Source organism: Halomonas sp. HL-93 (assembly GCF_900086985.1).
Lineage (GTDB): Bacteria > Pseudomonadota > Gammaproteobacteria > Pseudomonadales > Halomonadaceae > Vreelandella.
Genome location: NZ_LT593974.1, coordinates 4044289 through 4065694 on the forward strand (window position 1 = coordinate 4044289; position 21406 = coordinate 4065694).

At 58.1% G+C, this 21406-nt stretch carries 21 protein-coding genes; 7 read left to right on the forward strand and 14 right to left on the reverse strand.

All coding sequences use genetic code 11. The features are described 5' to 3' along the window. The first annotated feature begins 47 nt into the window (after positions 1-47). Positions 48-938 carry an NAD(P)-dependent oxidoreductase gene (locus tag GA0071314_RS18820; RefSeq protein WP_074398204.1) on the forward strand — a complete coding sequence of 297 codons (891 nt, stop codon included), beginning with the start codon at positions 48-50 and terminating at the stop codon, positions 936-938. Next, a complete protein-coding gene (locus GA0071314_RS18825; protein WP_074398206.1) occupies positions 935-2485 on the forward strand; it encodes an aldehyde dehydrogenase family protein in 1551 nt (516 codons plus the stop codon). The genes GA0071314_RS18820 and GA0071314_RS18825 overlap by 4 nt, the downstream gene beginning before the upstream one ends. Here GA0071314_RS18825 and GA0071314_RS18830 read toward each other — a convergent pair. The 4 genes from GA0071314_RS18830 to GA0071314_RS18845 all read right to left on the reverse strand — a co-directional run bounded on the left by GA0071314_RS18830 (position 2464) and on the right by GA0071314_RS18845 (position 5350). Then, on the reverse strand, positions 2464-3408 hold the full coding sequence (locus tag GA0071314_RS18830) for a LysR family transcriptional regulator (protein ID WP_074398208.1): 945 nt from the start codon (positions 3406-3408) through the stop codon (positions 2464-2466). The genes GA0071314_RS18825 and GA0071314_RS18830 overlap by 22 nt on opposite strands. 36 nt (positions 3409-3444) lie before the next feature. Then, entirely contained in the window at positions 3445-3801 is a 357-nt protein-coding gene (locus GA0071314_RS18835; RefSeq protein WP_074398210.1) for a hypothetical protein, read from the reverse strand. Next, positions 3801-4112 (reverse strand): HU family DNA-binding protein, encoded by a 312-nt coding sequence (locus tag GA0071314_RS18840; protein ID WP_172822115.1) that lies wholly within the window; start codon positions 4110-4112, stop codon positions 3801-3803. The genes GA0071314_RS18835 and GA0071314_RS18840 overlap by 1 nt, the downstream gene beginning before the upstream one ends. A gap of 68 nt (positions 4113-4180) precedes the next feature. Continuing rightward, a complete protein-coding gene (locus GA0071314_RS18845; protein ID WP_074398211.1) occupies positions 4181-5350 on the reverse strand; it encodes an NAD(P)/FAD-dependent oxidoreductase in 1170 nt (389 codons plus the stop codon). Between the two features lie 83 nt (positions 5351-5433). Here GA0071314_RS18845 and GA0071314_RS18850 point away from each other — a divergent pair, with 83 nt between their 5' ends. The 4 genes from GA0071314_RS18850 (at position 5434) to phoR (ending at position 9040) form a co-directional block, all read left to right on the forward strand. After that, a complete protein-coding gene (locus GA0071314_RS18850) occupies positions 5434-6000 on the forward strand; it encodes a chorismate--pyruvate lyase family protein (RefSeq protein ID WP_074398595.1) in 567 nt (188 codons plus the stop codon). 35 nt (positions 6001-6035) lie between these two features. Beyond that, complete coding sequence (ubiA, locus tag GA0071314_RS18855; protein ID WP_074398213.1) at positions 6036-6926, forward strand: 4-hydroxybenzoate octaprenyltransferase; 891 nt, start codon at positions 6036-6038, stop codon at positions 6924-6926. 96 nt (positions 6927-7022) lie between these two features. Beyond that, positions 7023-7712, forward strand: coding sequence for a phosphate regulon transcriptional regulator PhoB (gene phoB, locus GA0071314_RS18860; protein ID WP_074398215.1), 690 nt, complete (start codon positions 7023-7025; stop codon positions 7710-7712). A gap of 2 nt (positions 7713-7714) precedes the next feature. After that, complete coding sequence (gene phoR / locus GA0071314_RS18865) at positions 7715-9040, forward strand: phosphate regulon sensor histidine kinase PhoR (RefSeq protein ID WP_074398216.1); 1326 nt, start codon at positions 7715-7717, stop codon at positions 9038-9040. Positions 9041-9597: 557 nt separating this feature from the next. On the opposite strand, the gene cysZ is transcribed toward phoR, so the two are convergent. The 6 genes from cysZ to GA0071314_RS18895 all read right to left on the reverse strand — a co-directional run bounded on the left by cysZ (position 9598) and on the right by GA0071314_RS18895 (position 15541). Beyond that, positions 9598-10329, reverse strand: a complete 732-nt coding sequence (gene cysZ / locus GA0071314_RS18870; protein ID WP_074398218.1) for a sulfate transporter CysZ — start codon at positions 10327-10329, stop codon at positions 9598-9600. Between the two features lie 81 nt (positions 10330-10410). Next, positions 10411-11139, reverse strand: coding sequence for a phosphate signaling complex protein PhoU (gene phoU / locus GA0071314_RS18875; RefSeq protein WP_074398219.1), 729 nt, complete (start codon positions 11137-11139; stop codon positions 10411-10413). A 28-nt stretch (positions 11140-11167) separates the two neighbouring features. Beyond that, positions 11168-11983: a phosphate ABC transporter ATP-binding protein PstB gene (gene pstB, locus GA0071314_RS18880; RefSeq protein ID WP_074398221.1), complete on the reverse strand. Its 816-nt coding sequence runs from the start codon at positions 11981-11983 to the stop codon at positions 11168-11170. Next, entirely contained in the window at positions 11977-13374 is a 1398-nt protein-coding gene (gene pstA / locus GA0071314_RS18885; RefSeq protein ID WP_074398223.1) for a phosphate ABC transporter permease PstA, read from the reverse strand. The genes pstB and pstA overlap by 7 nt, the downstream gene beginning before the upstream one ends. Next, positions 13371-14483, reverse strand: coding sequence for an ABC transporter permease subunit (locus tag GA0071314_RS18890; RefSeq protein WP_074398225.1), 1113 nt, complete (start codon positions 14481-14483; stop codon positions 13371-13373). The genes pstA and GA0071314_RS18890 overlap by 4 nt, the downstream gene beginning before the upstream one ends. A gap of 101 nt (positions 14484-14584) precedes the next feature. Beyond that, positions 14585-15541 carry a PstS family phosphate ABC transporter substrate-binding protein gene (locus GA0071314_RS18895; protein ID WP_074398227.1) on the reverse strand — a complete coding sequence of 319 codons (957 nt, stop codon included), beginning with the start codon at positions 15539-15541 and terminating at the stop codon, positions 14585-14587. A gap of 106 nt (positions 15542-15647) precedes the next feature. Between GA0071314_RS18895 and GA0071314_RS18900 the strand changes: the two genes are divergently transcribed. Next, the gene (locus GA0071314_RS18900) at positions 15648-16061 is read left to right on the forward strand and encodes an acyl-CoA thioesterase (protein WP_074398229.1); all 414 of its coding nucleotides are present in this window, start codon (positions 15648-15650) and stop codon (positions 16059-16061) included. 67 nt (positions 16062-16128) lie between these two features. Here the strand turns inward: GA0071314_RS18900 and GA0071314_RS18905 are convergent, their stop codons facing one another. From GA0071314_RS18905 to hexR, 4 genes are all read right to left on the reverse strand, one after another. Further along, on the reverse strand, positions 16129-17223 hold the full coding sequence (locus GA0071314_RS18905; protein WP_074398231.1) for a TRAP transporter substrate-binding protein: 1095 nt from the start codon (positions 17221-17223) through the stop codon (positions 16129-16131). A 108-nt stretch (positions 17224-17331) separates the two neighbouring features. Further along, complete coding sequence (locus tag GA0071314_RS18910; RefSeq protein WP_074398233.1) at positions 17332-17811, reverse strand: phosphate-starvation-inducible PsiE family protein; 480 nt, start codon at positions 17809-17811, stop codon at positions 17332-17334. Positions 17812-17889: 78 nt separating this feature from the next. Then, positions 17890-20088: a DNA helicase II gene (gene uvrD, locus GA0071314_RS18915; protein ID WP_074398235.1), complete on the reverse strand. Its 2199-nt coding sequence runs from the start codon at positions 20086-20088 to the stop codon at positions 17890-17892. A 220-nt stretch (positions 20089-20308) separates the two neighbouring features. Further along, positions 20309-21166, reverse strand: a complete 858-nt coding sequence (gene hexR, locus GA0071314_RS18920; protein ID WP_074398237.1) for a transcriptional regulator HexR — start codon at positions 21164-21166, stop codon at positions 20309-20311. Positions 21167-21406: the final 240 nt, after the last annotated feature.

Below are 21406 nucleotides of genomic sequence, written 5' to 3' on the forward strand. Positions count from 1 at the left end.
CGAACACGGCGTTTCGTTACCCAAAAAGCGCTGTAGGGAGTTTTAGAATGTCTTTAACCATTACAGTCATCGGGCTGGGGCAGATGGGCGGCAATATGGCGCTCACCCTTAAAGCAGCAGGGTTTGCAGTAACAGGTAGCGATGTATTTGAGCAGGCGCGGTCACGCCTCGCTACCCAAGGGTTACCCGTCGTGGCGCCCGAAGAACTGCCTGCAAGCGATGTGTACCTGCTGTCGCTGCCGACTTCCGCCCATGTGCGCGAGGTGATCGAGCAATCACCGGGCTTACTCACCTTAGCGCCGAAAGACAGTGTGATAGTGGATACATCGACAAGTGATCCTCAGGTTAGTCGCGAACTGGCTGAAAACGTCATCGCAGCGGGCCTTGGGTGGCTGGATGCCCCGGTCAGCGGTGGGCCAAAAGGCGCGGCCAGCGGCAAGCTAGGGATGCTGTTGGGCGGCGATGAAGCCACCATCAAGCGGGTGATGCCGATGCTGGAAGCCATGTCCGCCAAGCGCAACCATGTGGGCGGCCCAGGCAGTGGCCATGTGGTTAAGCTCGCTAATAATTACCTGTGTGCGGCGCACTTGCTGACCACCGCAGAGGCAGTCGCCATGGCAGCCAAGGCGGGCGTTGAACCCGCCGCCTGTTTGGCGGGGCTCAATAGTGGCTCCGGACGCAGCGCGGTTAGCGAAGTGAATTTCCCCGAGTGGGTGCTAAGTGAACGTTTCGACTCAGGCTTTACCACCGGCTTGATGCGTAAAGACCTGCGTCTGGCGCGGGATGCCGCTGAGCAACTGGGTATTCCACTGCCGCTGTTACAAGCCGTGGTCGATGCCTGGCACGGGAACGCTGATCACCCCGCCGATAGCGACGACTTCAACCACATCACCACGCCGATTTTAGCGCGTGCTACTCAAGCGGAGGGCAACCAATGAACGCACTCAGCCAACACGCCAGTGATCATCTTACCGAACTGCTCGAAGGTTTCGGATTAGCCGCTGCCACGCCGCTGAGTAACTGGATAAACGGTGAGTTTGTCGCGGGAGAGGGGGAAGCGATCACCCTAATTAACCCTGCCACCGGCGAAACGCTGGTGAGCTATCGCGATGGGGGTGCTGGGTTGATTGAGCGTGCCGCCCAAGCCGCTGAGCGTGGGCAGCGCGAATGGATGGCGCTAACCGCCAGCGAGCGCGGCCGACGCATGAATACCGCTATACGCGGCCTGGAGGGCCATGAAGAGGCGCTGGCGCAGTTGGAAAGTGTCGTTGCCGGTAAGCCGATTCGCGACTGCCGCGCTGAAGTCGGCAAAGTGCGCGAGATGTTCGAGTACTACGCAGGCTGGTGCGATAAACAGCATGGCGAAGTGATTCCGGTGCCTACCTCGCACCTTAACTATGTGCGCCACGTTCCTTACGGCGTGGTGGGGCAAATTACCCCCTGGAACGCGCCGATGTTCACCTGCGCCTGGCAGCTGGCCCCGGCCATTGCCGCAGGCAACGCCGCCGTATTGAAGCCTTCTGAGTTAACCCCGTTCTCCTCGGTGGTGATCGCCAAGCTGCTGGAAGGCGGCGGGTTGCCGAAGGGGCTGATCAATATCGTCAACGGGCTGGGCAAAACGACCGGTGCAGCGCTAACCGACCATCCCGCTATCAGCAAATTGGTATTCGTGGGTTCTCCCCAGAGTGGCCGCATGATTGCCGAGGCGGGCGCGCGGCGGTTGGTGCCCAGCGTGTTAGAGCTGGGTGGGAAATCGGCCAATATTGTGTTTGCCGACGCCAAGCTGGACGAAGCGGTGGCAGGGGCCCAAGCAGCGATTTTTGCCGCCGCTGGCCAGAGCTGTGTGGCAGGGTCGCGCTTATTGATTGAGCGCGGAGTGTTTGAGCAGGTCACCACTCGTTTAGCACGGGCGGCTGAGCAGATTGCGGTGGGCCTGCCCAGCGATGAGGCGACCCGGATGGGGCCGCTGCAGAATCGCCGCCAATTTGAGCAGGTCACCCGCATGATTGATGCGGCGGTAGCCGCTGGCGCAACGTTGTTAACGGGCGGTAAACGACCAGAGGGGTTACCTGACGAGGCTCAGGGCTATTTTATCGCCCCTACCGTACTGGTCGATGTAACGCCGGATATGGAGATTGCCCAGCAAGAGGTGTTCGGCCCGGTGCTGGTGGCCATGGCCTTTGACGATGAAGCCGAGGCTATTCAACTCGCCAATGAGACGCGGTTTGGTTTGGCTGGCGCCGTTTGGAGCCAGGACGTCGCGCGGGCGCATCGCGTCACCGGTCAGTTGCGGGCTGGCACGGTGTGGATCAATAGCTACAAGGCGATCAGCGTGATGTCGCCGTTTGGTGGCTTTGGCGAAAGCGGCTTTGGCCGCTCCAGCGGCTTGGATGGCCTGCGCGAATATACGGTGCCGCAAAGCGTTTGGGTGGAAACCGCAACAGAGGCCAGCGTGGCGTTTGGTTACGGCAGTGGCGTTGGTTGATCGCTTACCGGGCCGGGTTCTCGAAAAGCCTGCATCCAGCGCTGCAAATGGCGCAGCAATAGGATGCACGCCTTGGGCTGTTGGCGACCTACACGGGTGACCATGTGGGCTTGGGAGCGCTGAAAAAGCGGATTATCTACTGGGCGCGCCACTAACGTGCCAAGCTCTAAATCGTGGGCGACGGCAAAGGCGGGTAGCAGGGTAATGCCCATGCCACTGCGCACGTACTGTGCCAGTACCACCATGGAGTTAGTGTTCATTGCCAGACGAGGGGCAATGCGCGCTTGCTGAAAGGCCTGATCGACCATTTGGCGCACCCCGTGGCTGGTATCCCACATCGCCATGGGCTCGGCGCTCAGTTGATCGAGAGAGAGCGGCGCAGGCTGGTTGGCCAAGGCATGCTGCGGTGACAGGATGGCCATTAATGGCTGTGGGCTGGAAGCCCAGAAACGCAGTTGAGGATGGGTTCTTTCGTGGAACATTAAGCCGATATGGCTGTGATCATCGACCACGGCTTCAATAATGCCCGAGGTGCCAGCGATATGAATATCGAGCTGGATACCCGCGTAAAGCTGGGTGAACTCATGTAGCGGGGACGCCACTAAATCACTGACGAACCCTTCACCGACGGTGAGCGATATTCTTCCGGTCTCCAGACGCTGGTAGGATTCAAGAGACGCAATAAAGCCTTCATCAAGGGCACCGCGACGTTCGCAGTACTCAAGCAGCATTTCGCCTACCGGGGTAGGCGAAATGCCGTCGCGCTGACGCTCCATGAGGGTGGCTCCCAAGGCTTCTTCCAGCAGCGCAATTTGCCTGCTAACCGCCGAGGGAGCAATGTCCAAGCGCGCCGCTGCACGGCGCACTGAACCAGACTCCAGGGTAACGCGAAAGTACACTAAGCGCTGATGAGGTATATCCATCGCTAAAGCGCCACCTCCGCTCAGTCTGTCGGGTAACTACAAATACTTAAGCAGTTTCTGCAGCTTGTTCATATCGGCGGAGTCGCCTACCAAGCGTACCTCGCCGTTAATCATGCCATCGAGGAAGGCTTGCTGCGTTGGCTTTTTGAGGATGCGTAACGCCGCATCATCGTTGCGAAAGCGCAGTTCAAGGTCCAAGTCGATCGGCAGGCCTTTACCCGTGGTGATGCTGGTTGGCGTCATCCGGTAATGGCGGGCAGTACCCAAATCCTCTGTGGCAATGCCCCAGTCCAAGCCGCGCATTCGCTCAAGTTGTTCACGAAAGCGCGGCTTGCGGCGCAGGGCACGTTTGAGCAGTAAGCCCAATAGCCACAGCGTCAGTTTGAGCTTCATTAAGAAACAGCGTCCTTAAGCGCTTTGCCCGGCTTGAAGGCGACATTTTTGCTGGCTGGAATTTGCAGCGGCGCGCCGGTTTGCGGGTTTTTACCGGTACGGGCGGCACGCTCGCGAACGGTAAAGGTGCCAAAGCCAATCAGGGCAACGTCTTCGCCTTTGGACACGCTGTTAGTGATTTCATCGAGAATCACGTTAAGTACTTGGCCCGCTTTGTCTTTGGACAGGTCGGCATTTTCGGCAATGGCGGCTGCAAGTTCAGGTTTACGCATAAGGAAACTCCCTTTGTTTAATGATCGTGCAAGATACACTGTCGTGTTGTTGGTAAGGTCACTGAGGTTGAGCCATCATTTCAGCCAAACCGTCAGCGCCGCGAAACTCAGCCTAGCAGCGTAGGGGCTGCTCTGGAAAGCTCCACTTTCCTTCTCACGCAGCCGCCTGTCAATGCAAAACCAATCAAACGTCCGTCTCTATCTTCCGCGATTGCCGTCATATCACCGCCTTCGCCTTCGATCCGCCAGCGTTCAGGGGGCCGGGTTGGCGGGTAGGCGACCACCGGCAGTAATGGCGTTTTAACGATTACCGGCCAAGCCCCAAAGCGCACTGCCGTGGGTGTACCAGCTAGGGTGGCGGCGAGTGCCTGGGCACTGGCTTGAAGAGGCTGCACGTACATCGCGTTGATGCCGTCAACGCAGGCAACGTCACCCAGGGCGTGGATATCCGGGTGCGAGGTGCGTAGCTGCCGGTCTACCTGGATACCACTGGCGGAAACCGTGAGCCCCGCCGCCTCGGCCAGTGCAATACGCGGGGCCAAACCGGTGGCCATCAACAACACATCGACAGTGAGCGAGTCGTCGTTATCCAGCGTTAGCGTCACGCCATCGTCATCATTAAGCGCCATCGTCTTGAGCGTTCTGCCCAGCGCAAGGCGGATGCCCGCCTCCAGAAACGCCTCGCCTAGCGCGCGACCTAGCGGAGCAGGCAGCAAGCGGGACAATGGCGCAGCGTCTGGGGCGATAACGCTAACCTCGTGGCCCCCCGCATGCAGGTCATTGGCAAATTCGCAGCCGACCAGCCCTGCGCCGATGACCGCCACGCGGGCAGGCGTAGCCCCCAGCGCGCGGTGAAAACACCGATAGTCGTCAAGATTGTTAACGGTAAAACAGCGCGGTTTGAGCGGGTCAGGAATGGCCATGGGCACGCGTGGCTCGGCACCGGTGGCCAGTACCAGGCGGTCGTAGCCAAGCGCCTGGCCGTCTGCCAGCCGGAGCGAGTGATGCGCGGCGTCCAACTGGCTTACGGTGGCCTGGGTGAGCACACGGGCGTCCAGCGAGTCGGCGAGCTCGTTGGCGTTGCGTTGGGCGAGGCGTTCCGGTGGCAGGCGCTTGGCAAAGGCGGTCGATAGCAGGGGTTTGCTGTAGTCATCGCCGCTATCGGCACTGATCAGGCAGATCGAACGCGTATCGCTCTGTCGGCGTAGCGCACGGGCAAGACCAACGCCCGCCATACCCGTGCCGACAATAATCAGCTCAGCGTGTGATGAGGGCATCCAATTATCCAAAGGTCAGTGGGACAAAAGCCTATATATGGCCTCATGTTACACTAATGCACCGTTTAATTGCCTGGGAGGCTATGGTGCCGCGTCACTTTATTGGGTCCGTCCCTGATTTGCCATGTTGGCGACCCGTCAAGGCATTGCGACCGTCGATGAGCGCGGCGTGGTGGCAGTGGGTTGCCTCCACAGACTCATTGACAGCGCGTATTATGGCAGCAGGCGGCGAGCGGCCTTTCCGCGTGCAGCTGTTGCGCCAGGGCGTTGGGCTACCTCAGCCGCATGAGGCCCAGGCGCTGGGCCTAGCGGCAAGGCGCTATGCCTGGCTGCGCGAGGTGGCCCTGTGCGTGGATGAGACCCCGTGGGTCGTGGCCCGCTCGGTGGCCCCCCTTGAAGCCCTGCGTGGCCAGCGACTGGAACGCCTGGGGGAGCGGTCGCTGGGTAGTTGGCTATTTAGCCAGCCTGACCTGGTACGCGGCCCGCTATATGCCACGCGTCATGCACCTGGGTTTGTTTATCCCTGTGACAAACGCGTTAGCAGCCAGTGGGGGCGACGCTCGGTTTTCCAACACGCGGGGCTATCGCTGCTGGTTCAAGAATACTTTTTATCGACCATGGCGGATGATCTTGCGCTGCCTTCGCGCTAGGCTAACGCTGCGTCTCTTGGATGGGTGAGGTAAGCATGGATCGTTCTCTACTGCGGCCAACGGGAATGGGTCGCCTGATGGATTTTATACGGCTGATGCGGCTGGATCGGCCGATCGGTACCTGGCTGCTGATGTGGCCCACGCTATGGGCCTTGTGGATGGCCGCTGAAGGTGTACCAGGGCGCGACGTGCTATTGATCTTTATCGCCGGGGTCTACGTGATGCGCGCAGCGGGGTGTGTGGTCAACGATTATGCTGACCGCCACGTTGATGGCTATGTGAAGCGTACCCAACATCGTCCGTTAGCCACCGGGCGGATCAGTGAAACCGAAGCCCAGTTGCTGTTTATCGGGCTGGTGGCTGCGGCGTTTATGCTGGTGCTGTTAACTAATTGGTTTACCGTTTTGCTGTCGGTGGGCGGCGTATTACTGGCGTTCATCTACCCGTTTATGAAGCGCTACACGCATTTCCCTCAGGTGGTACTCGGCGCGGCTTTTTCCTGGGCGATTCCGATGGCCTTCGGGGCGGTCTTGGGCGATGTGCCGGTGGAGGCGTGGTTACTGTTTTTTGCCAATCTGCTGTGGACCGTCGCCTACGATACCCAGTACGCCATGGTCGATCGCGACGACGATATCAAGATCGGCATCAAATCCACGGCCGTGCTGCTGGGCAACGCCGACCGGCTGGTAATTGGTCTGCTTCAGCTTGCCACGCTGGCACTTTTGGCTTGGGTGGGCGCGCGCGTCGGTTTGGGCGGTTTTTTCTGGCTTGGTCTGGCGGGTATGGCGGCGACGTTCATCCACCAGCAGCGTTTGATCCGTCAGCGTGAGCGGGACCCGTGTTTCCAGGCATTTTTGAATAATCATTGGTCAGGTCTACTGGTGTTTGCCGGGATTGCGCTGAGTTGGTGGCCGATTGCTGGCTAATCCCTGGTAATGTCATAGAATTGTCATCAAGTCATGGTGTGATCGTCATTGACATGTCACTGGATTACTTTCTATCGAACACCGTGAGGCTCTGGAATGACCGCCAAGACCGTACTGATCGTCGATGATGAGGCACCCATTCGCGAAATGATCGCGGTGGCGCTGGAAATGGCTGACTATCGTGTTCTTGAAGCGGACAACGCCCAGGATGCCCACGCCATGGTAGTTGACCACCAGCCCGACCTGCTATTGCTTGACTGGATGATGCCCGGCACGAGTGGCATCGAACTGGCCCGGCGTCTCAAGCGAGAGGAGGCGACCGCCGAATTGCCAATTATTATGCTCACCGCCAAAGGCGAAGAGGATAATAAAATTCAGGGCCTGGAAGCGGGGGCCGACGACTACATCACCAAGCCGTTTTCGCCTCGCGAACTGGTGGCGCGCTTAAAAGCCGTGCTGCGTCGCGCTACGCCTCGCGGCGTAGAAGATCCTATCGAAATTAACGGATTACTGCTTGATCCGGTAGGCCACCGGGTAAGCGCCTACGGTAAAGCGCTGGATATGGGGCCCACCGAGTATCGATTGTTACAATTCTTTATGACCCATCAGGAAAGGGCCTATACGCGTAGCCAGCTGCTTGATCAGGTGTGGGGAGGCAATGTCTATGTGGAAGAACGCACGGTAGATGTTCATATACGTCGGTTACGTAAAGCCCTGGGCGATGCGCACCAGAACTTAATCCAAACGGTACGCGGTACTGGCTACCGCTTTTCCGCGCGAGTTTAACCTTGCGTTTGTGGAGCCGTGAACTGTGGCGCTTGGTGGGATGGGCGGCACTCGGCACGTGCTTGGGCTGGCTAGTCGGTATGCCTGGGCTAGGGTTAGCCGCTGGCTTCGCCGTGTGTTTGATCTATCACTTGCGGCAATTACGCGCCGCATATCGCTGGCTGACGCAACAGCCGCAGGATGAGCCACCCGCCGCACGCGGCCTTTGGGGCGAGCTATTTGACCGCCTATACCGCTATCAGAAAAGCCAACGGATTACCCAAAGTCGTCTGCGTACGACGCTTGCCCGCATTCAAGAGTCCTCTGAGGCCATGCGTGACAGTGTGGTGATGCTCGACCGTCACGGCGACCTGGAATGGTGGAATAGCGCTGCCAGCGATATGCTAGGGCTGCAAACGGCCCACGATCGCGGCCAGCATATTACCAATCTGCTGCGCGACCCGCGTTTCATCAGCTACTTTAATGCGCGTGACTACGGTGAGCCGCTGACACTCACATCGCCAATAGACGAACGGCGCATTCTGCAGTACCAGATTACCCTTTATGGTGACGATGAGCGTTTAGTTATGGCGCGCGATATCACCCGGTTGCATCGACTAGAGCAGATGCGGCGAGACTTTGTGGCCAATGTTTCCCACGAGCTACGTACGCCGTTAACCGTGCTGTCGGGGTATCTTGAAACCTATGGTGAACTGGCTGATCAGCTCCCCCCTCGCCTGGGGCGGGGAATTGAGCAGATGGAGGCCCAAACACAGCGCATGCAGAATTTGGTAAATGACTTACTGCTGCTGTCTCGCTTAGAAATTGATCAAGGCGGTCAAGATCATCAGCATCTTGATGTGACCGCCTTGTTAAACAGTGTAGGAGCTGATGCTCTGGCGCTTTCTGATCATCAGCATACGCTTAGGGTCGACAGCGATTACCCCGCACAGCTAGTGGGTAGCGAGCAGGAAATGCGTAGCGCCGTGTCTAACCTTGCCTTTAATGCGGTGCGTTATACCCCTCCAGGCAGCACGATCACACTGCGCTGGACAGCGTTTGGCCAAGGCGCGTGTATCGAAGTGTGCGACGACGGGGAGGGGATCGACCCCGTGCATATTCCGCGTTTGACCGAGCGGTTTTATCGCGTTGATAAGGGCCGCAGTACCGCGACCGGGGGCACCGGGCTTGGACTTGCCATTGTAAAACACGTCTTGTTGCGCCACGACGCTCAGTTACAAATTGATTCACGCCCGGGCGAAGGTGCTCTGTTCCGCTGTGTGTTCCCGGCGACCCGCCTCATTACCCCTGCCACTCCGCCGCGTAATGCGTCGTCGATGACGCAATAACCCTGCGCCGTGAGTGGATATTCCCGTTACATGTGTCATTACGACTCACAACGTGAGTATCCATTTGTCACGCTTCGCTCATGCAGTGATAGGAAGCATAAAAAAACAACTCTTTGTTATCATTACATAATAAATAGCTTAGTGGGTAGCTGGCACAGAGTCTGCTCTTAAATAAATACGACAGTCGCCTTGTATTGTAAAATGCAGAAAACTGTTGATACTTTTCTTTACATAGTAGGGAAAAGTAACTACGCTTAGATAGTGAACCGATGCGAGGCAAGGACGTCTTGTGTCAGCAGGGATGATTGAAGATTCACAGGATGAATCTAAAAGGCGATCACACTGCCAGTCAGGGTAACGTCCACGGTTGGAATCCCGCAAAAGGATTGGAAGCTGGTTAGCAACATCGCCTAAAATGATCACTGTCGAAGACCCCGCCACGGCGGGGTCTTGTTTTTTACTGGGTTCTATTCGATATCGCTCCCTGCGATATCACGCCATCGCCTCTCATTAACGCGATTTTTTTCCACACCGTCTTGCGGTTAATGCACATCTTCTCAAGGCTTGGTGAGCGTATGGACATCACGGTAGTGGTCATCCCACATTAGCACGGCCCCGGCCACGGCACCGGGAATCAAGAACAGGTTGGCTAGCGGAATCCACGTAAGCAGCGTCACAAGGCCGCCATAGCTTAGGCTTTGCCACCAGCGCGCCGACAGGCGTCCGCGCATATCGCGAAACGATACCTTGTTGTTATCCATTGGGTAATCTAAATAAGTGATGGCCATCACCCAGGCGGAAAACAATGCCCATAGCAACGGGGCAAACAGGTTAAGTCCTGGAATCCAGCCCACCACAAACAGTAGTGCGGCGCGCGGTAAGATATAGCCCAGCTTGACCAGTTCGCGACCCATTGCATCAAGTGCTGTTTTGGTTAGCCCGCGGTCATCCAGAGGCTCTTTACCGACAACTTGGCGCTCTACCTTGGCGGCCAAAAAGCCATAGAAGGGCGCGGCGATAAAGTGGGTTACCAGCGTAAAGGTGAAAAAAATCACCACCAGCAAGCAGATAAAAAACACCGGCCAAATTAGCCACGAGAGCCATTCCAGCCAGCTGGGGACGGCGCTCATCCAGCTTGTCATCCAGCCGGAAAAACGCTCCAGCACGACGTGAAGCATGGCACCGTAGACCAGCACATTGACCATAATGGGTAGAAAAATATAGCGCCTCAGCCCAGGCCCATAAACACAGCGTGTACCTCGGCTGATGGCAGTGACCGCGTCTAGCATGGAAAGTATGACTCCTCGTTGATCGCAATACCCTGGCTGCCGTGCAGCCAGGGCGTATTGCATGAGGAATCAGGGGGCAGGTCAAGACTTTTTCGGCGCCGCCTGCTGATCCAGGGTGTCGGGATCGGTATGGCGGATATCCAGCCCTTTGACGAGGTAAACGACGTGCTCGGCCAGATTGTTGGCGTGGTCACCGACGCGCTCCAGGGCGCGCAGTACCCACATGATGCTGAGCACCGAGGTGATCGAACGCGAATCCTCCATCATGAAGGTCATCAGCGAGCGCATGGCGCTGCCGTACTCACCGTCGACAAATTCATCCTCACGGATGACCTGCATGGCGAGCTCAGTATCGAAGCGGGCAAACGCCGTCAGTGAGTCGCGCAGCATTTTGCGCACATGCTCACTGATGTGGCGGACTTCCACCAGCCCGCGGACGGTATTGCTGTTTTCGCTCAAGGTTAGAGCGTTGCGGGCGATTTTGCTGGCCTCATCGCCAATCCGCTCTAAATCGGATGTGGCACGGATCACCGCCAGCACCAGACGCAAATCCGAGGCGGCAGGCTGGCGGCGCGCCAGCACGCGGGTGCACTCATCATCGATTTGGATCTGCAGGTCGTTGACCTGGCGGTCGTTATCGCGGACCTTTTCGGCCAACCGCGAATCGTTTTCCAGCAGCGCAAAGACAGCGTCTTGCACCTGTTTTTCCACCATCCCGCCCATGGCCATCAGGTGGGTCTTGAGCTCTTCCAACTCCTGGTTGAATTGGCGCGAGATATGCGTGCTGTGGGTATCGCTGGTAATGTCCATGGAGCCCTCCTAACGGGGTTGCTGCAACCTAAGCCATGCGGCCGGTTATGTAGTTTTCGGTTCGTTGTAAACGAGGGTTAGTGAAAACGTGGTCGGTGGGGCCGTACTCCACAAGCTCACCCTGTTGCAAAAAGGCGGTGTAATCGGACACCCGAGCCGCCTGCTGCATATTGTGAGTCACCAACACTAACGTTAGCTGAGATTTCAGATTACGAATCAGCTCTTCAATTTTAAGCGTGGAAATCGGGTCAAGCGCCGATGCAGGTTCATCGAGCAGCAGCACATCGGGCTGAACCGCCAGGGTGCGCGCAATCACCAGACGCTGCTGTTGCCCGCCGGACAGCTGCCAAGCGGAGCGATGCAGGCGATCTTTGACTTCATCCCATAGTGCCGCCGAGGTGAGTGCCCACTCGATAATATCGTCCCGCTGGCGCTTGGCGAGCCGCTTCTGCAGGCGCAGACCAAAGGCGACATTCTCGTAGATCGACATCGGGAAGGGGTTAGGGGTTTGAAACACCATGCCCACCCGACGGCGAAGCTCTGTCACGTTAACCTCCGGGTCATGAATGCTTTGCCCTTCGAGACTGATAACACCGCTGTGGCTGACCGATTCATTAAGATCGTGCAGCCGGTTGATTGCCCTTAACAGAGTCGACTTGCCACACCCCGAGGGGCCAATAAAGGCCGTCACACGATGGCGGGGCACCTGCAGCGTAAGCTCCTGCAATGCCGGTTTCCCCGCGTAGGCGAGGCTAAACTGGTCAATGTTCAGGCAGCACTGCTCCGCTGGAAAAAGCGTCACGGGCGCCTGCGTGGCGTGATCGACATGTCGAGATGCTAGCATTCGCTTCCTCGCTGACGACGTAGATGATGACGCAATAATATGGCAGTTAGGTTAAGCACCAACACAATCAGCACTAATAATAGAGCAGTGGCATACACCAACGGGATAGCGGCCTGGACATCTTCGCCGTGAAAGGCGGTGTCAAACAGGTGGTAGCCAAGGTGCATAAACTTGCGTTCCAGGTGTAAGTAAGGGAATTCTCCGTCGAGTGGCATCTGCGGCGCGAGCTTAGCCACCCCGACCAGCATTAATGGTGCTACCTCTCCGGCCGCCCGTGCCACGGCTAGAATGACCCCGGTTAGCATGGCCGGTGTGGCCATCGGCAGCACGACACGCGTCAGCATTTCAAGCCGCGTGGCCCCCAGCGCCACCGCGCCTTCACGCTGAGCCTCGGGAATCCGCGCAAGCCCCTCTTCGGTGGCCACGATCACCACCGGCAGGGTGAGCAGGGCGAGGGTTAACGATGCCCATAACAAGCCGCCGGTACCAAAGGTAGGCGACGGTAAGGCGTCGTCGAAGAACCACTCATCGAGTGAGCCACCAATGCCGTACACAAACACCCCCAGGCCGAACACGCCATATACAATCGACGGCACGCCTGCGAGGTTGCGAACGCCAATACGCACCAGTCGGGTAAGCGGCCCCTGGTGGGCAATCTCATTGAGGTAGATGGCAGCCAGCACGCCAAACGGGGTGACGATTACCGACATTAAAATGACCATCAGCATGGTGCCGAATATGGCTGGCCATACGCCGCCGCTGGTATTAGCCGCACGCGGCCCCTGACTTAAAAATTGCCAGACATCGCCCCCCCAGGCTTGAATTTTTTGCCCCACATTCATGGCATTCGGCGCTTCGACGTTAAGCACGGGGGCGAGTGACTGGCGCAGCGTTTGCCCTTGGGGCGTGCGCAAAGTGAGCTGATAGTGTGTGCGCTGCGCGGTGGGCAGAGGCAGTGCCTGCTGAACCTGCTGCCATGCGTCATCGCCGGTAAACCGCTCGCCATTGACCTCAACCGCCTCCAGATAGCCGATAAAGTCGCCCCAGGTGCGCCGCTCCAGGCGCAGCAGGTTCGCCGGCTGGGTCTGCCGGGCAATGGCGTCGATAGCCACCCAGCGCCAGCGGGCATCGTCGACGTCGCGATTGCCCGTAAAATAGAGGCGCTCGCGACCTTCCTGGTCGGGAAGCGGCATCTCGCGTACCGCCTCGCCCGCCACTACGTCACCATTGTCCAGCGTGACTTCGTCCAACGCAGCCGGCCAGAAATGGCCTAGACCGCGCGTTAGCAGTAACGCAAGCAAGGCACCCAGCATGAGCAGTGAGAGCGCAACGCTGCCTGCGCATAACCAGGGCCAGACGCCCTGCTGCATGGCGCTTTTCAGCCACTTCATGGAACACCCCCTATGCGCTGATAGCGTCGACGCAGTCGTTGACGTACCACTTCCGCCAGGGTGTTGACGAAAAAGGTGAACAAAAACAGCACCAGCGCCGCCAACACCAGCATGCGATAGGTGGCACCTCCGGCGGCGGCTTCGGGCAGTTCAATTGCGATGGCGGCCGCCATGGTGCGCATGCCCTCGAAGGGGCTGGCGCTGAGCAGCGCCGTATTGCTGCTGGCCATCAGCACGATCATGGTTTCTCCCACCGCTCTGCCCGCGCCAATCATGATGGCGGAAAACAGCCCCGGCCCCGCGGCGGCAAGCGCCACCTTGATCACCGCCTGCCAGCGGCTAGCGCCCAGTGCCTGAGCCCCTTCCAAGAGCGGCCGGGGGACCTCGGTAAGGGCATCTTCGGCGAGCGAATAAACGCTGGGGATGACGGCGAAACCCATCGCCAAGCCAACAATCAGCGCATTGCGAGTGACGTAGTCGAGGTCAAACCATTGGTAAAGGTGTTGGCGGAGATCGCCGCCCCAAAAGGCCTGCTCCACCAGCGGGGTTATCCATAGGGCCACCATAAACATGGCGATGAGCCAAGGAATCAGCCACAACGCCGCCCACGAAAGCGGCAAGCGACGCTGCCAACGGCGAGTCGCCAGGTGCCAAAGCAAGCCAGCAAGCCCAGCGCTGAGCGGCAGCCAAAGTAGCACTACAAGAGTGCTGGCCAAGTGACGCTCGACCCAAGGCGCGAGCACCATACCGGCAATAAAACCCACTACCACGCCAGGGATGGCCTCCATCATTTCCAGCGTTGGCTTAATGCGACTGCGTAGCCGCGGGGACATGAAAAACGCCGAGTAAGCCGCCGCTCCAAGCGCCAACGGTAGCGCAAACAGTAGCGCCATCAGAGCGGCTTTTAGCGTGCCCCAGGCCAGCGGTGAGAGCGTTGTCAACGAGGCGCGATCGTTGCTCAGTAATAAGGGGGCTGCTTCCCAGACTAAAAACACCCCAATGCCCAATACCGCCAACAGCACGCCAATGCCGCCGGCGGTGATGAGTCCGGTGGCGATACGGTCTTTTAAGTGGCGGTACGGCGGAGAAGAAAACCGAGCGCGGGTCATGTGACGATCATGGACAAGTCAGCGATAGGATCAGCGTGTGGGCTTGCATGGGAACTCCTTACGTTACGGGACCTTTGTGACAGTTAAATGACAATATCTGCCTACCATGCCCGCTGAGCCTCTAAGGCGTCTAGTGGCAGGGGAACAAAGCCTGCGGCTCGGGTAATCTGTTGGCCTTCAGCGGACATGACCAGATCCAGAAACGCGCGTTCTGCGGAAGGCAGCGACTCACCTGGCGGCAGGTTGACGTAAACATACAAGTAGCGCGATAACGGATACTCGCCGCTTTGGATGGCAGTTTCGCTCGGTGGCACGGCGTTACCCTGCTCGGTTGCCAGAGGGAGCGCCCTCACCGACGGTGTTAGGTGGTTATAACCCGAGTAGCCCATGGCTGCATAGGACTCCCCGACTGCCGCGACGACCGCTGACGCGCCCATGTACTCGCTGATATCAGGTCGAAAGTCGCCGTCGCATAGCAAGCGCTGACGGAACAGGCCGTAGGTGCCCGAGGTAATGTTACGTCCATGCAAGGCGATAGGCCCGCTTGGCCCCTCATCGCCCGGCGTTAGTGCCTCCCAGCGAGATACCGAGCGCTCGCTGCCGCAAGCCCGAGTGGTCGAGAAAATCGCATCCACGTCTTTAAGCGAGATGGCAGGCAATGGATTATGGCGATGCACAATCACGATTAACGCATCGCGCGCCACACGAAGTTCTAACGGGGGATAGCCGTAACGCTCAACAAAGGCGTCGCGTTCTTCATCGGTCATGCGCCGCGACATGGGCCCGATGCGGGTGGTACCGGCGAGTAACGCGGGCGGTGCGCTGGCAGAGCCACTGGCTTGAAATTGAACGTTGATATCTGGATGCTCGGTAGTAAGCGCTTCGCCCCAGCGCAACATCAGCCCGGCCATGGTGTCCGAACCGACAGTGCCCAGGGTACCGCTTGCCGAAGGCCCCTGGGATTGCGCCCAACTCGCAAGCGGCAAGCCCAATAGTAGCCAGGCCAAGCCTAGGGCCGCGAGATATTTAATGCGTAAAGCGAAACCGTTACTATTCAATCGAATGCTCTCTTGTGATTAACTATCTGCGTATTGCGATGCAACAAGGTGTGCCTTAGAGGGCGACCTGATATTCACAATAATAAACCGACAAAGCGACCGACACATGACACTGCTGGATACCGATTTGGACGATGTGCCTGCTCCCCAAGGAGAACTGACCCTTAAACTACTGGCCTCACGCCAGGATACCAATGTTTACGGCGATATTTCCGGCGGCTGGTTGGTTAACCAGATGGATCAAGCGGCCGAGCTGGCAGCTGGCCGAGAGGCCGGGGGGCGAACCGCCACCGTGGCCATTGAGGCGATGGATTTTTTAAGTCCGGTGCGGGTGGGGTCGATGGTGAGCGTGTATACCCAGCTTCAAGAGGTGGGTCACAGCTCAATGAAAATCGACGTAGAGGTCTGGGTGCGTGCGCTGCACGAGCCGCATCTGGAAGAGCGCCAAAAAGTCACCGAAGCGCGTTTTGTGATGGTGGCGCTGGACGACAACGGCCGCATTCGCGCGGTGCACGGCTAACCTAAACCAAAAAAGGACGCTTGTTTAAAAGCGCCCTTAATACAACTCTTCACCGTTTTTGAGTAGCTTAACCGCCTACGTTATCACGGCTTTTCAAGTACGCGTATTCGCCGACATCGTTGAAGGGGCGGACGATTTTCTGGAACGCTGAATAGGATTCATATACGCGGCGTGATTCCTCATCGTCGTCGATCTGGCGTTGGATGGCTTCCTGGGAGCTTTGGTAAAGCGCCTTCATGACATCTTCAGGGAAAGTGCGCAACTTCACGCCATGCTCGTCGACCAGCGTTTCGAGAGCCTGGGCGTTACGGAAGGCAAACTCGCTGTACATCGCCAGGTTCGACGCGCGGGCAGCTTCGGTGATAACCGCCTGGAGATCTTCAGGTAACTCGTTCCAGGCATCCAGGTTGATCGTGCCTTCCAGCACCGCGGTTGGCTCGTTCCATACCGAGGTGTAGTAATAGTCAGCCACTTGGTGCAGGCCGAATGCCAGGTCGTTGTAGGGGCCGACCCAGTCGGCGGCATCCAAAGCACCGGTCTGCAATGAGGTGAAAATCTCAGACCCAGGCATATTGACGGTGCTTACGCCGATGCTGTTCATGGCTTCACCGGCCAAGCCTGGCAAGCGCAGCTTCAGGCCCTGCATATCCTCCAGCGAGTTAACTTCTTGCTTAAACCAGCCCCCCATCTGCGGACCGGTATTGCCGACCGCAAAGGGTTTCAGGTTGTGCTGCTCGTAAATTTCATCCCACAGTGCCTGACCGTCGCCATGATAAAGCCAGGCGTTCATTTCAGTGGTGGTCATGCCGAAGGGCACGGCAGTGAAGAACTGCGAGGCAGCGACTTTTCCGCGCCAATAGTAAGATGCCGAGTGACCCATTTCAGCGGTGCCGGCCGCGACGGCATCAAAGACTTCGAGCGCAGGCACCAGTTCACCCGCACCGTGAACGGTAATTTTCATGCGGCCGTTGGAAAGCTGTTCCACGCGGCGGGCGAAGTCGTTGGCACCGGTACCTAACGCGGGAAAGTTTTTTGGCCATGAGGTGACCATGTCCCAGGTATAGGTTTCGTCGGCGCGGGCGCGAGACGTAGATACAAAGGGGGCAGCAGCAGCCCCAGCGACGCCAAGGCTGGCGGTTTTGAGAAAGTGACGGCGTTGCATATTGAGCAAGACTCCAAGAGTTATCACGCTGTTGTTATAGGGGCGCTGGGTGCGCCTTATCCGCCAGCCAGTATGCGATAAAGCGAATTTTTCCCGCAAGCTTTATGGTCAATCGTCGCTCGCATCTTTCATGCGGTTGGCATGCCGAACCAGCCAGTAACAGCCACCGAGGGCCAACACCGCTGCTGCCAGCGCACCAATTTGCCAGGGGTCGATGGTTTCCATGTCCAGCACCATAAATTTGCGTACCAACGCCATAATGGCAATCAGCACCACGATTTCGACGTGGATAAAGCCTTTGCCGCTGGTCATCGTGCGGATGATCGAGTTATTGAATTCCATGGCAATCAGCACGGTAAGGATCATGTCGAACAGCGCTTGAAACACGCGGTAGTCGAAGGGGTCGCGGCTTTGAATGAATAATAGCTGCACTACATGAATGACCAGATGATACATGGCGACCAGCACGGCCCCGCCGATAGCGAGGGCCAGTACCAACGATACCATGCGCTCAAAACGATGGTAGCCGCTGAGTTCTGACCAGCCGTTGCACACTTCGGGGAATAGGCGTTTCAAGCGTTGTTTCATAAGGTCCTCTGCACGGCGCAATGGGTGCGTGAGTATAGGCGCAAGTAATGGCGCGTGAACGTCCCGGTCACGGGCGGTTTACAGAGGCGTTAGCTTAGCAAATCCGAGCACCAGCCATTTAACGCCTTCGCCTTCAAAGCTGACCTGCACCCGGGCACGGGCACCCTCGCCTTCGGCGTTGAGAATGACCCCTTCACCAAAGACCGGATGCTCCACCCCCTGGCCGACATGCAGGCTGGGCAGGTCGCCGTGGCTTTCGACGCTTTGCTGGGCAAAAGCCGTGCGCGAGGCGGTAACCGGGCGTGAAATATGCCCACGCAGGCGTACTTCTTCGAGCAGGTGCGGCGGCAGCTCACGTATAAAACGCGAAGGCCGAGGAAACACCTCTTTGCCGTGCAGGCGGCGGGTCTCGGCGTGGGTTAAGTAGAGTTTTTGCATTGCCCGGGTAACGCCCACGTAGCACAGGCGGCGCTCTTCCTCGAGCCTACCTGGCTCTTCCAGCGACATCTTGTGAGGAAATAGCCCTTCCTCGACGCCGGCAATAAACACCACGGGAAATTCCAAGCCCTTCGCCGAATGCAGCGTCATCAGCTGCACGCTGTCTTCGAACTCTTCGGCTTCGTGATCGCCGGCGTTGAGTGCCGCTTCGGATAAAAACGCCTCCAGCGCGGCCATGCCCTCACCGGCTTCAGGGGTTTCGAAGGCATCGCCGTGGGTAAACGCCCGTGCGGCGTTGACCAGTTCTTCGAGGTTTTCTACCCGTGCCTGGCCTTTCTCGCCGCGTTCGCTTTGGTGGTGCTCAATCAAGCCCGTTTTGGCGGTGACGTGGTCGATGATGTCATGCAGCGGAAGTCCTGAAACGTCGTTGTCCAACGCCTCAATCAAATTGGCGAATGCCTGCACCGCGTTGGCTGCGCGGCCTTTCAAGGTGCCATCGTGTATCGCGTCGTGCAGCGCCTGCCACAGCGGGATGTTCTGTTCGCGGGCGCGTAGGCGGACGATTTCCACCGTACGGGTGCCAATGCCCCGGGTGGGGACGTTAATTACCCGCTCAAGAGAGGCGTCGTCGTCGCGATTAAGCAATAGGCGCAAATAGGCCAGGGCGTTTTTAATTTCCAGCCGCTCGTAGAACCGATGGCCGCCGTAGATGCGGTAGGGCATCCCCTGGCGGATCAGTGTCTCTTCCAGCAGTCGCGATTGCGCGTTGGAGCGGTAGAGAATGGCGATATCGCGGCGGTTCAGTCCTTCATCGACTTTCTCTTTGATGGTGTCGACGATGAAGCGCGCTTCTTCAAGGTCGTTAAAACCGGCGTATATCGAGATGGGTTCGCCCTCGACGCCTTCGGTCCATAGCTGCTTACCCATGCGTTCGCTGTTGTGACTGATCAGCGCGTTAGCGGCGTCGAGAATCGCGCTGGTCGAGCGGTAGTTTTGCTCAAGGCGGACGGTGTGGGTTTGGGGGAACTCCTGCTCGAAGCGGCGAATATTCTCGACCTTGGCGCCACGCCAGCCGTAGATCGACTGATCGTCGTCGCCGACCACGGTCATCGGCGTCTGCATGCCGGTCAGCAGTTTGAGCCACGCGTACTGAAGCGTATTGGTATCTTGAAACTCATCGACCAGTAAGTGGCTGAATCGCTCGCGGTAATGCGCCAGCAACGCCGGGTTGTCGCGCAATAGCTCAAGGCTTCTGAGCAGTAACTCGCCGAAATCGACCAGCCCGCCGCGTTCGCAGGTTAGCTGATAGCGCTCGTAGAGTTCGCCCATCTGGCCTAGGTAGGCATCGCCGTCGACGTTGACCTGATGGGGCCGCAGGCCTTCTTCCTTGCAGCCGGAAATAAACCCCTGCACCTGGCGGGGCGGGAAACGCTCGTCGTCGATGGAATAGTCTTTGAGCAGGCGTTTGACCAGCCGTAGCTGGTCGTCGGCATCAATGATCTGGAAGTGTTGTGGCAGTCGCGCATCTTGCCAGTGGGTGCGCAGCAGGCGGTGGGAAATTGAGTGGAAGGTGCCCACCCACACATTTCGCAACGATAGCCCCAGCAGCGCTTCCAGCCGGGTGCGCATTTCGCGGGCGGCCTTATTGGTGAAGGTCACGGCAAGCAGCGCATAGGGCGACAACCCTTCGGCTTGCATCAACCAGGCAATACGGTGCACCAGCACACGGGTTTTGCCCGAGCCTGCGCCCGCCAGTACCAACAGATTGCCTTGCGGGGCGCTAACCGCTTCACGCTGGTCGGAATTAAGCTGATCGAGTATCGCCGTGACGTCGTCCATATAAGCCGCTGCCGGGTCGAAAAATGGGCGGTCAGTTTAGCACAGCCATTGAACTGGCTGTGCATACAGGTATGACATCTTCACAACTCACTACCGAGGGCAGGTCTCCGCGAGGGCGCTACTTTCGCCATCTGACCGCCATGGCTGGCGGAAATGCCGGAAATGTCGGGAACATTTTCCGGCCATGGCGAAAAAACCTCGCTTCAACCTTCCCTAAGACTTATTGGGAGTCTTCCGGGAAGCGCAGCGAGTTAAGGCTTTTCTTAACCGATTTGAGCTGTTCGGCGAGCTTCGGGCCGCGGGTTTTGGCCACGCCCACCGCGAGCACGTCGACCAGTACCAAATGGGCGATGCGTGAACTCATCGGCGTGTAGATTTCGGTGTCTTCGTGCACGTCAATATACAGCGGCAGGGTGACTTCTTCCGCCAGCGGCGAGTCGCTGGGGCACAGGCCAATCACCGTCGCGCCCGCCTCCCGGGCTAGCCGTACGCTTGCCACCAGCGCCTTGGTGCGCCCGGTTTGCGAAATGGCCACCACCACATCACCTTCTTTGAGCGTCACCGCCGACATGTTCTGCATGTGGGGGTCGGCGTAGGCCGAGGTGGAAATCTGTAACCGAAAAAATTTGTGTTGGGCATCAAACGCCACCGCGCCTGACGCGCCATAGCCATAAAACTCGACGCGATTGGCCATCGCCAGCGCATTTACGGCACGGCCCAGGGCATCGTTATCGAGCCGGTCGCGAACCGACAGCAAGGTGCCTACCGTCGAGTCGAAAATGCTATGCGAGAATTCGGCGACTGAATCGCTATCGTTCATCGAGAACTGGGCAAATTGGCTGCCGGTGGCCAGCATTTGTGCCAGCTGCAATTTAAAATCCTGAAAGCCATTGCATCCCAGGGCGCGGCAGAAACGCACCACGGTGGGCTCGCTGACTTTCGCCTCGGTAGCGAGGTCGACGATCCGCATGTGGATCACTTCTTCGGGATTGCGCAGTACAAACCGCGCCACTTTCTGCTCGGAGCGGCGAAAGTGCTCCATGCGGCGTCTCATTTCATCGAACAGGGCGCGACTCACGTTTAGCTCCTTAATCAAGCGGCGCAGCGTTATATGCTAGGCGTGCGACCAGTATGCCTGAGTGACGCACTAAATGGGCAAGCAAGCATTGCGCCCACGTTAGTTTGACACGGCGTTAGATGACGGTTTTTTGAATTGGTCATCATTTTGTCAAGTAGGTTATAGTAAGAAATGAAGTGTCGCACTGCATCATCTAACAGTCGTCACCGATGCAGGTGGACGAAGGCATATTCACCTGGA

What these genes read in the sequence shown, in the direction of transcription:
- GA0071314_RS18905 (WP_074398231.1), bottom strand. Translation starts at nt 17,223, where the DNA reads ATGCAACGCCGTCACTTTCTCAAAACCGCCAGCCTTGGCGTCGCTGGG.
- GA0071314_RS18900 (WP_074398229.1), top strand. Translation starts at nt 15,648, where the DNA reads ATGACACTGCTGGATACCGATTTGGACGATGTGCCTGCTCCCCAAGGA.
- uvrD (WP_074398235.1), bottom strand. Translation starts at nt 20,088, where the DNA reads ATGGACGACGTCACGGCGATACTCGATCAGCTTAATTCCGACCAGCGT.
- GA0071314_RS18825 (WP_074398206.1), top strand. Translation starts at nt 935, where the DNA reads ATGAACGCACTCAGCCAACACGCCAGTGATCATCTTACCGAACTGCTC.
- GA0071314_RS18845 (WP_074398211.1), bottom strand. Translation starts at nt 5,350, where the DNA reads ATGCCCTCATCACACGCTGAGCTGATTATTGTCGGCACGGGTATGGCG.
- GA0071314_RS18835 (WP_074398210.1), bottom strand. Translation starts at nt 3,801, where the DNA reads ATGAAGCTCAAACTGACGCTGTGGCTATTGGGCTTACTGCTCAAACGT.
- pstA (WP_074398223.1), bottom strand. Translation starts at nt 13,374, where the DNA reads ATGAAGTGGCTGAAAAGCGCCATGCAGCAGGGCGTCTGGCCCTGGTTA.
- GA0071314_RS18830 (WP_074398208.1), bottom strand. Translation starts at nt 3,408, where the DNA reads ATGGATATACCTCATCAGCGCTTAGTGTACTTTCGCGTTACCCTGGAG.
- GA0071314_RS18820 (WP_074398204.1), top strand. Translation starts at nt 48, where the DNA reads ATGTCTTTAACCATTACAGTCATCGGGCTGGGGCAGATGGGCGGCAAT.
- cysZ (WP_074398218.1), bottom strand. Translation starts at nt 10,329, where the DNA reads ATGCTAGACGCGGTCACTGCCATCAGCCGAGGTACACGCTGTGTTTAT.
- phoU (WP_074398219.1), bottom strand. Translation starts at nt 11,139, where the DNA reads ATGGACATTACCAGCGATACCCACAGCACGCATATCTCGCGCCAATTC.
- pstB (WP_074398221.1), bottom strand. Translation starts at nt 11,983, where the DNA reads ATGCTAGCATCTCGACATGTCGATCACGCCACGCAGGCGCCCGTGACG.
- phoB (WP_074398215.1), top strand. Translation starts at nt 7,023, where the DNA reads ATGACCGCCAAGACCGTACTGATCGTCGATGATGAGGCACCCATTCGC.
- ubiA (WP_074398213.1), top strand. Translation starts at nt 6,036, where the DNA reads ATGGATCGTTCTCTACTGCGGCCAACGGGAATGGGTCGCCTGATGGAT.
- GA0071314_RS18890 (WP_074398225.1), bottom strand. Translation starts at nt 14,483, where the DNA reads ATGACCCGCGCTCGGTTTTCTTCTCCGCCGTACCGCCACTTAAAAGAC.
- GA0071314_RS18910 (WP_074398233.1), bottom strand. Translation starts at nt 17,811, where the DNA reads ATGAAACAACGCTTGAAACGCCTATTCCCCGAAGTGTGCAACGGCTGG.
- GA0071314_RS18850 (WP_074398595.1), top strand. Translation starts at nt 5,434, where the DNA reads ATGGTGCCGCGTCACTTTATTGGGTCCGTCCCTGATTTGCCATGTTGG.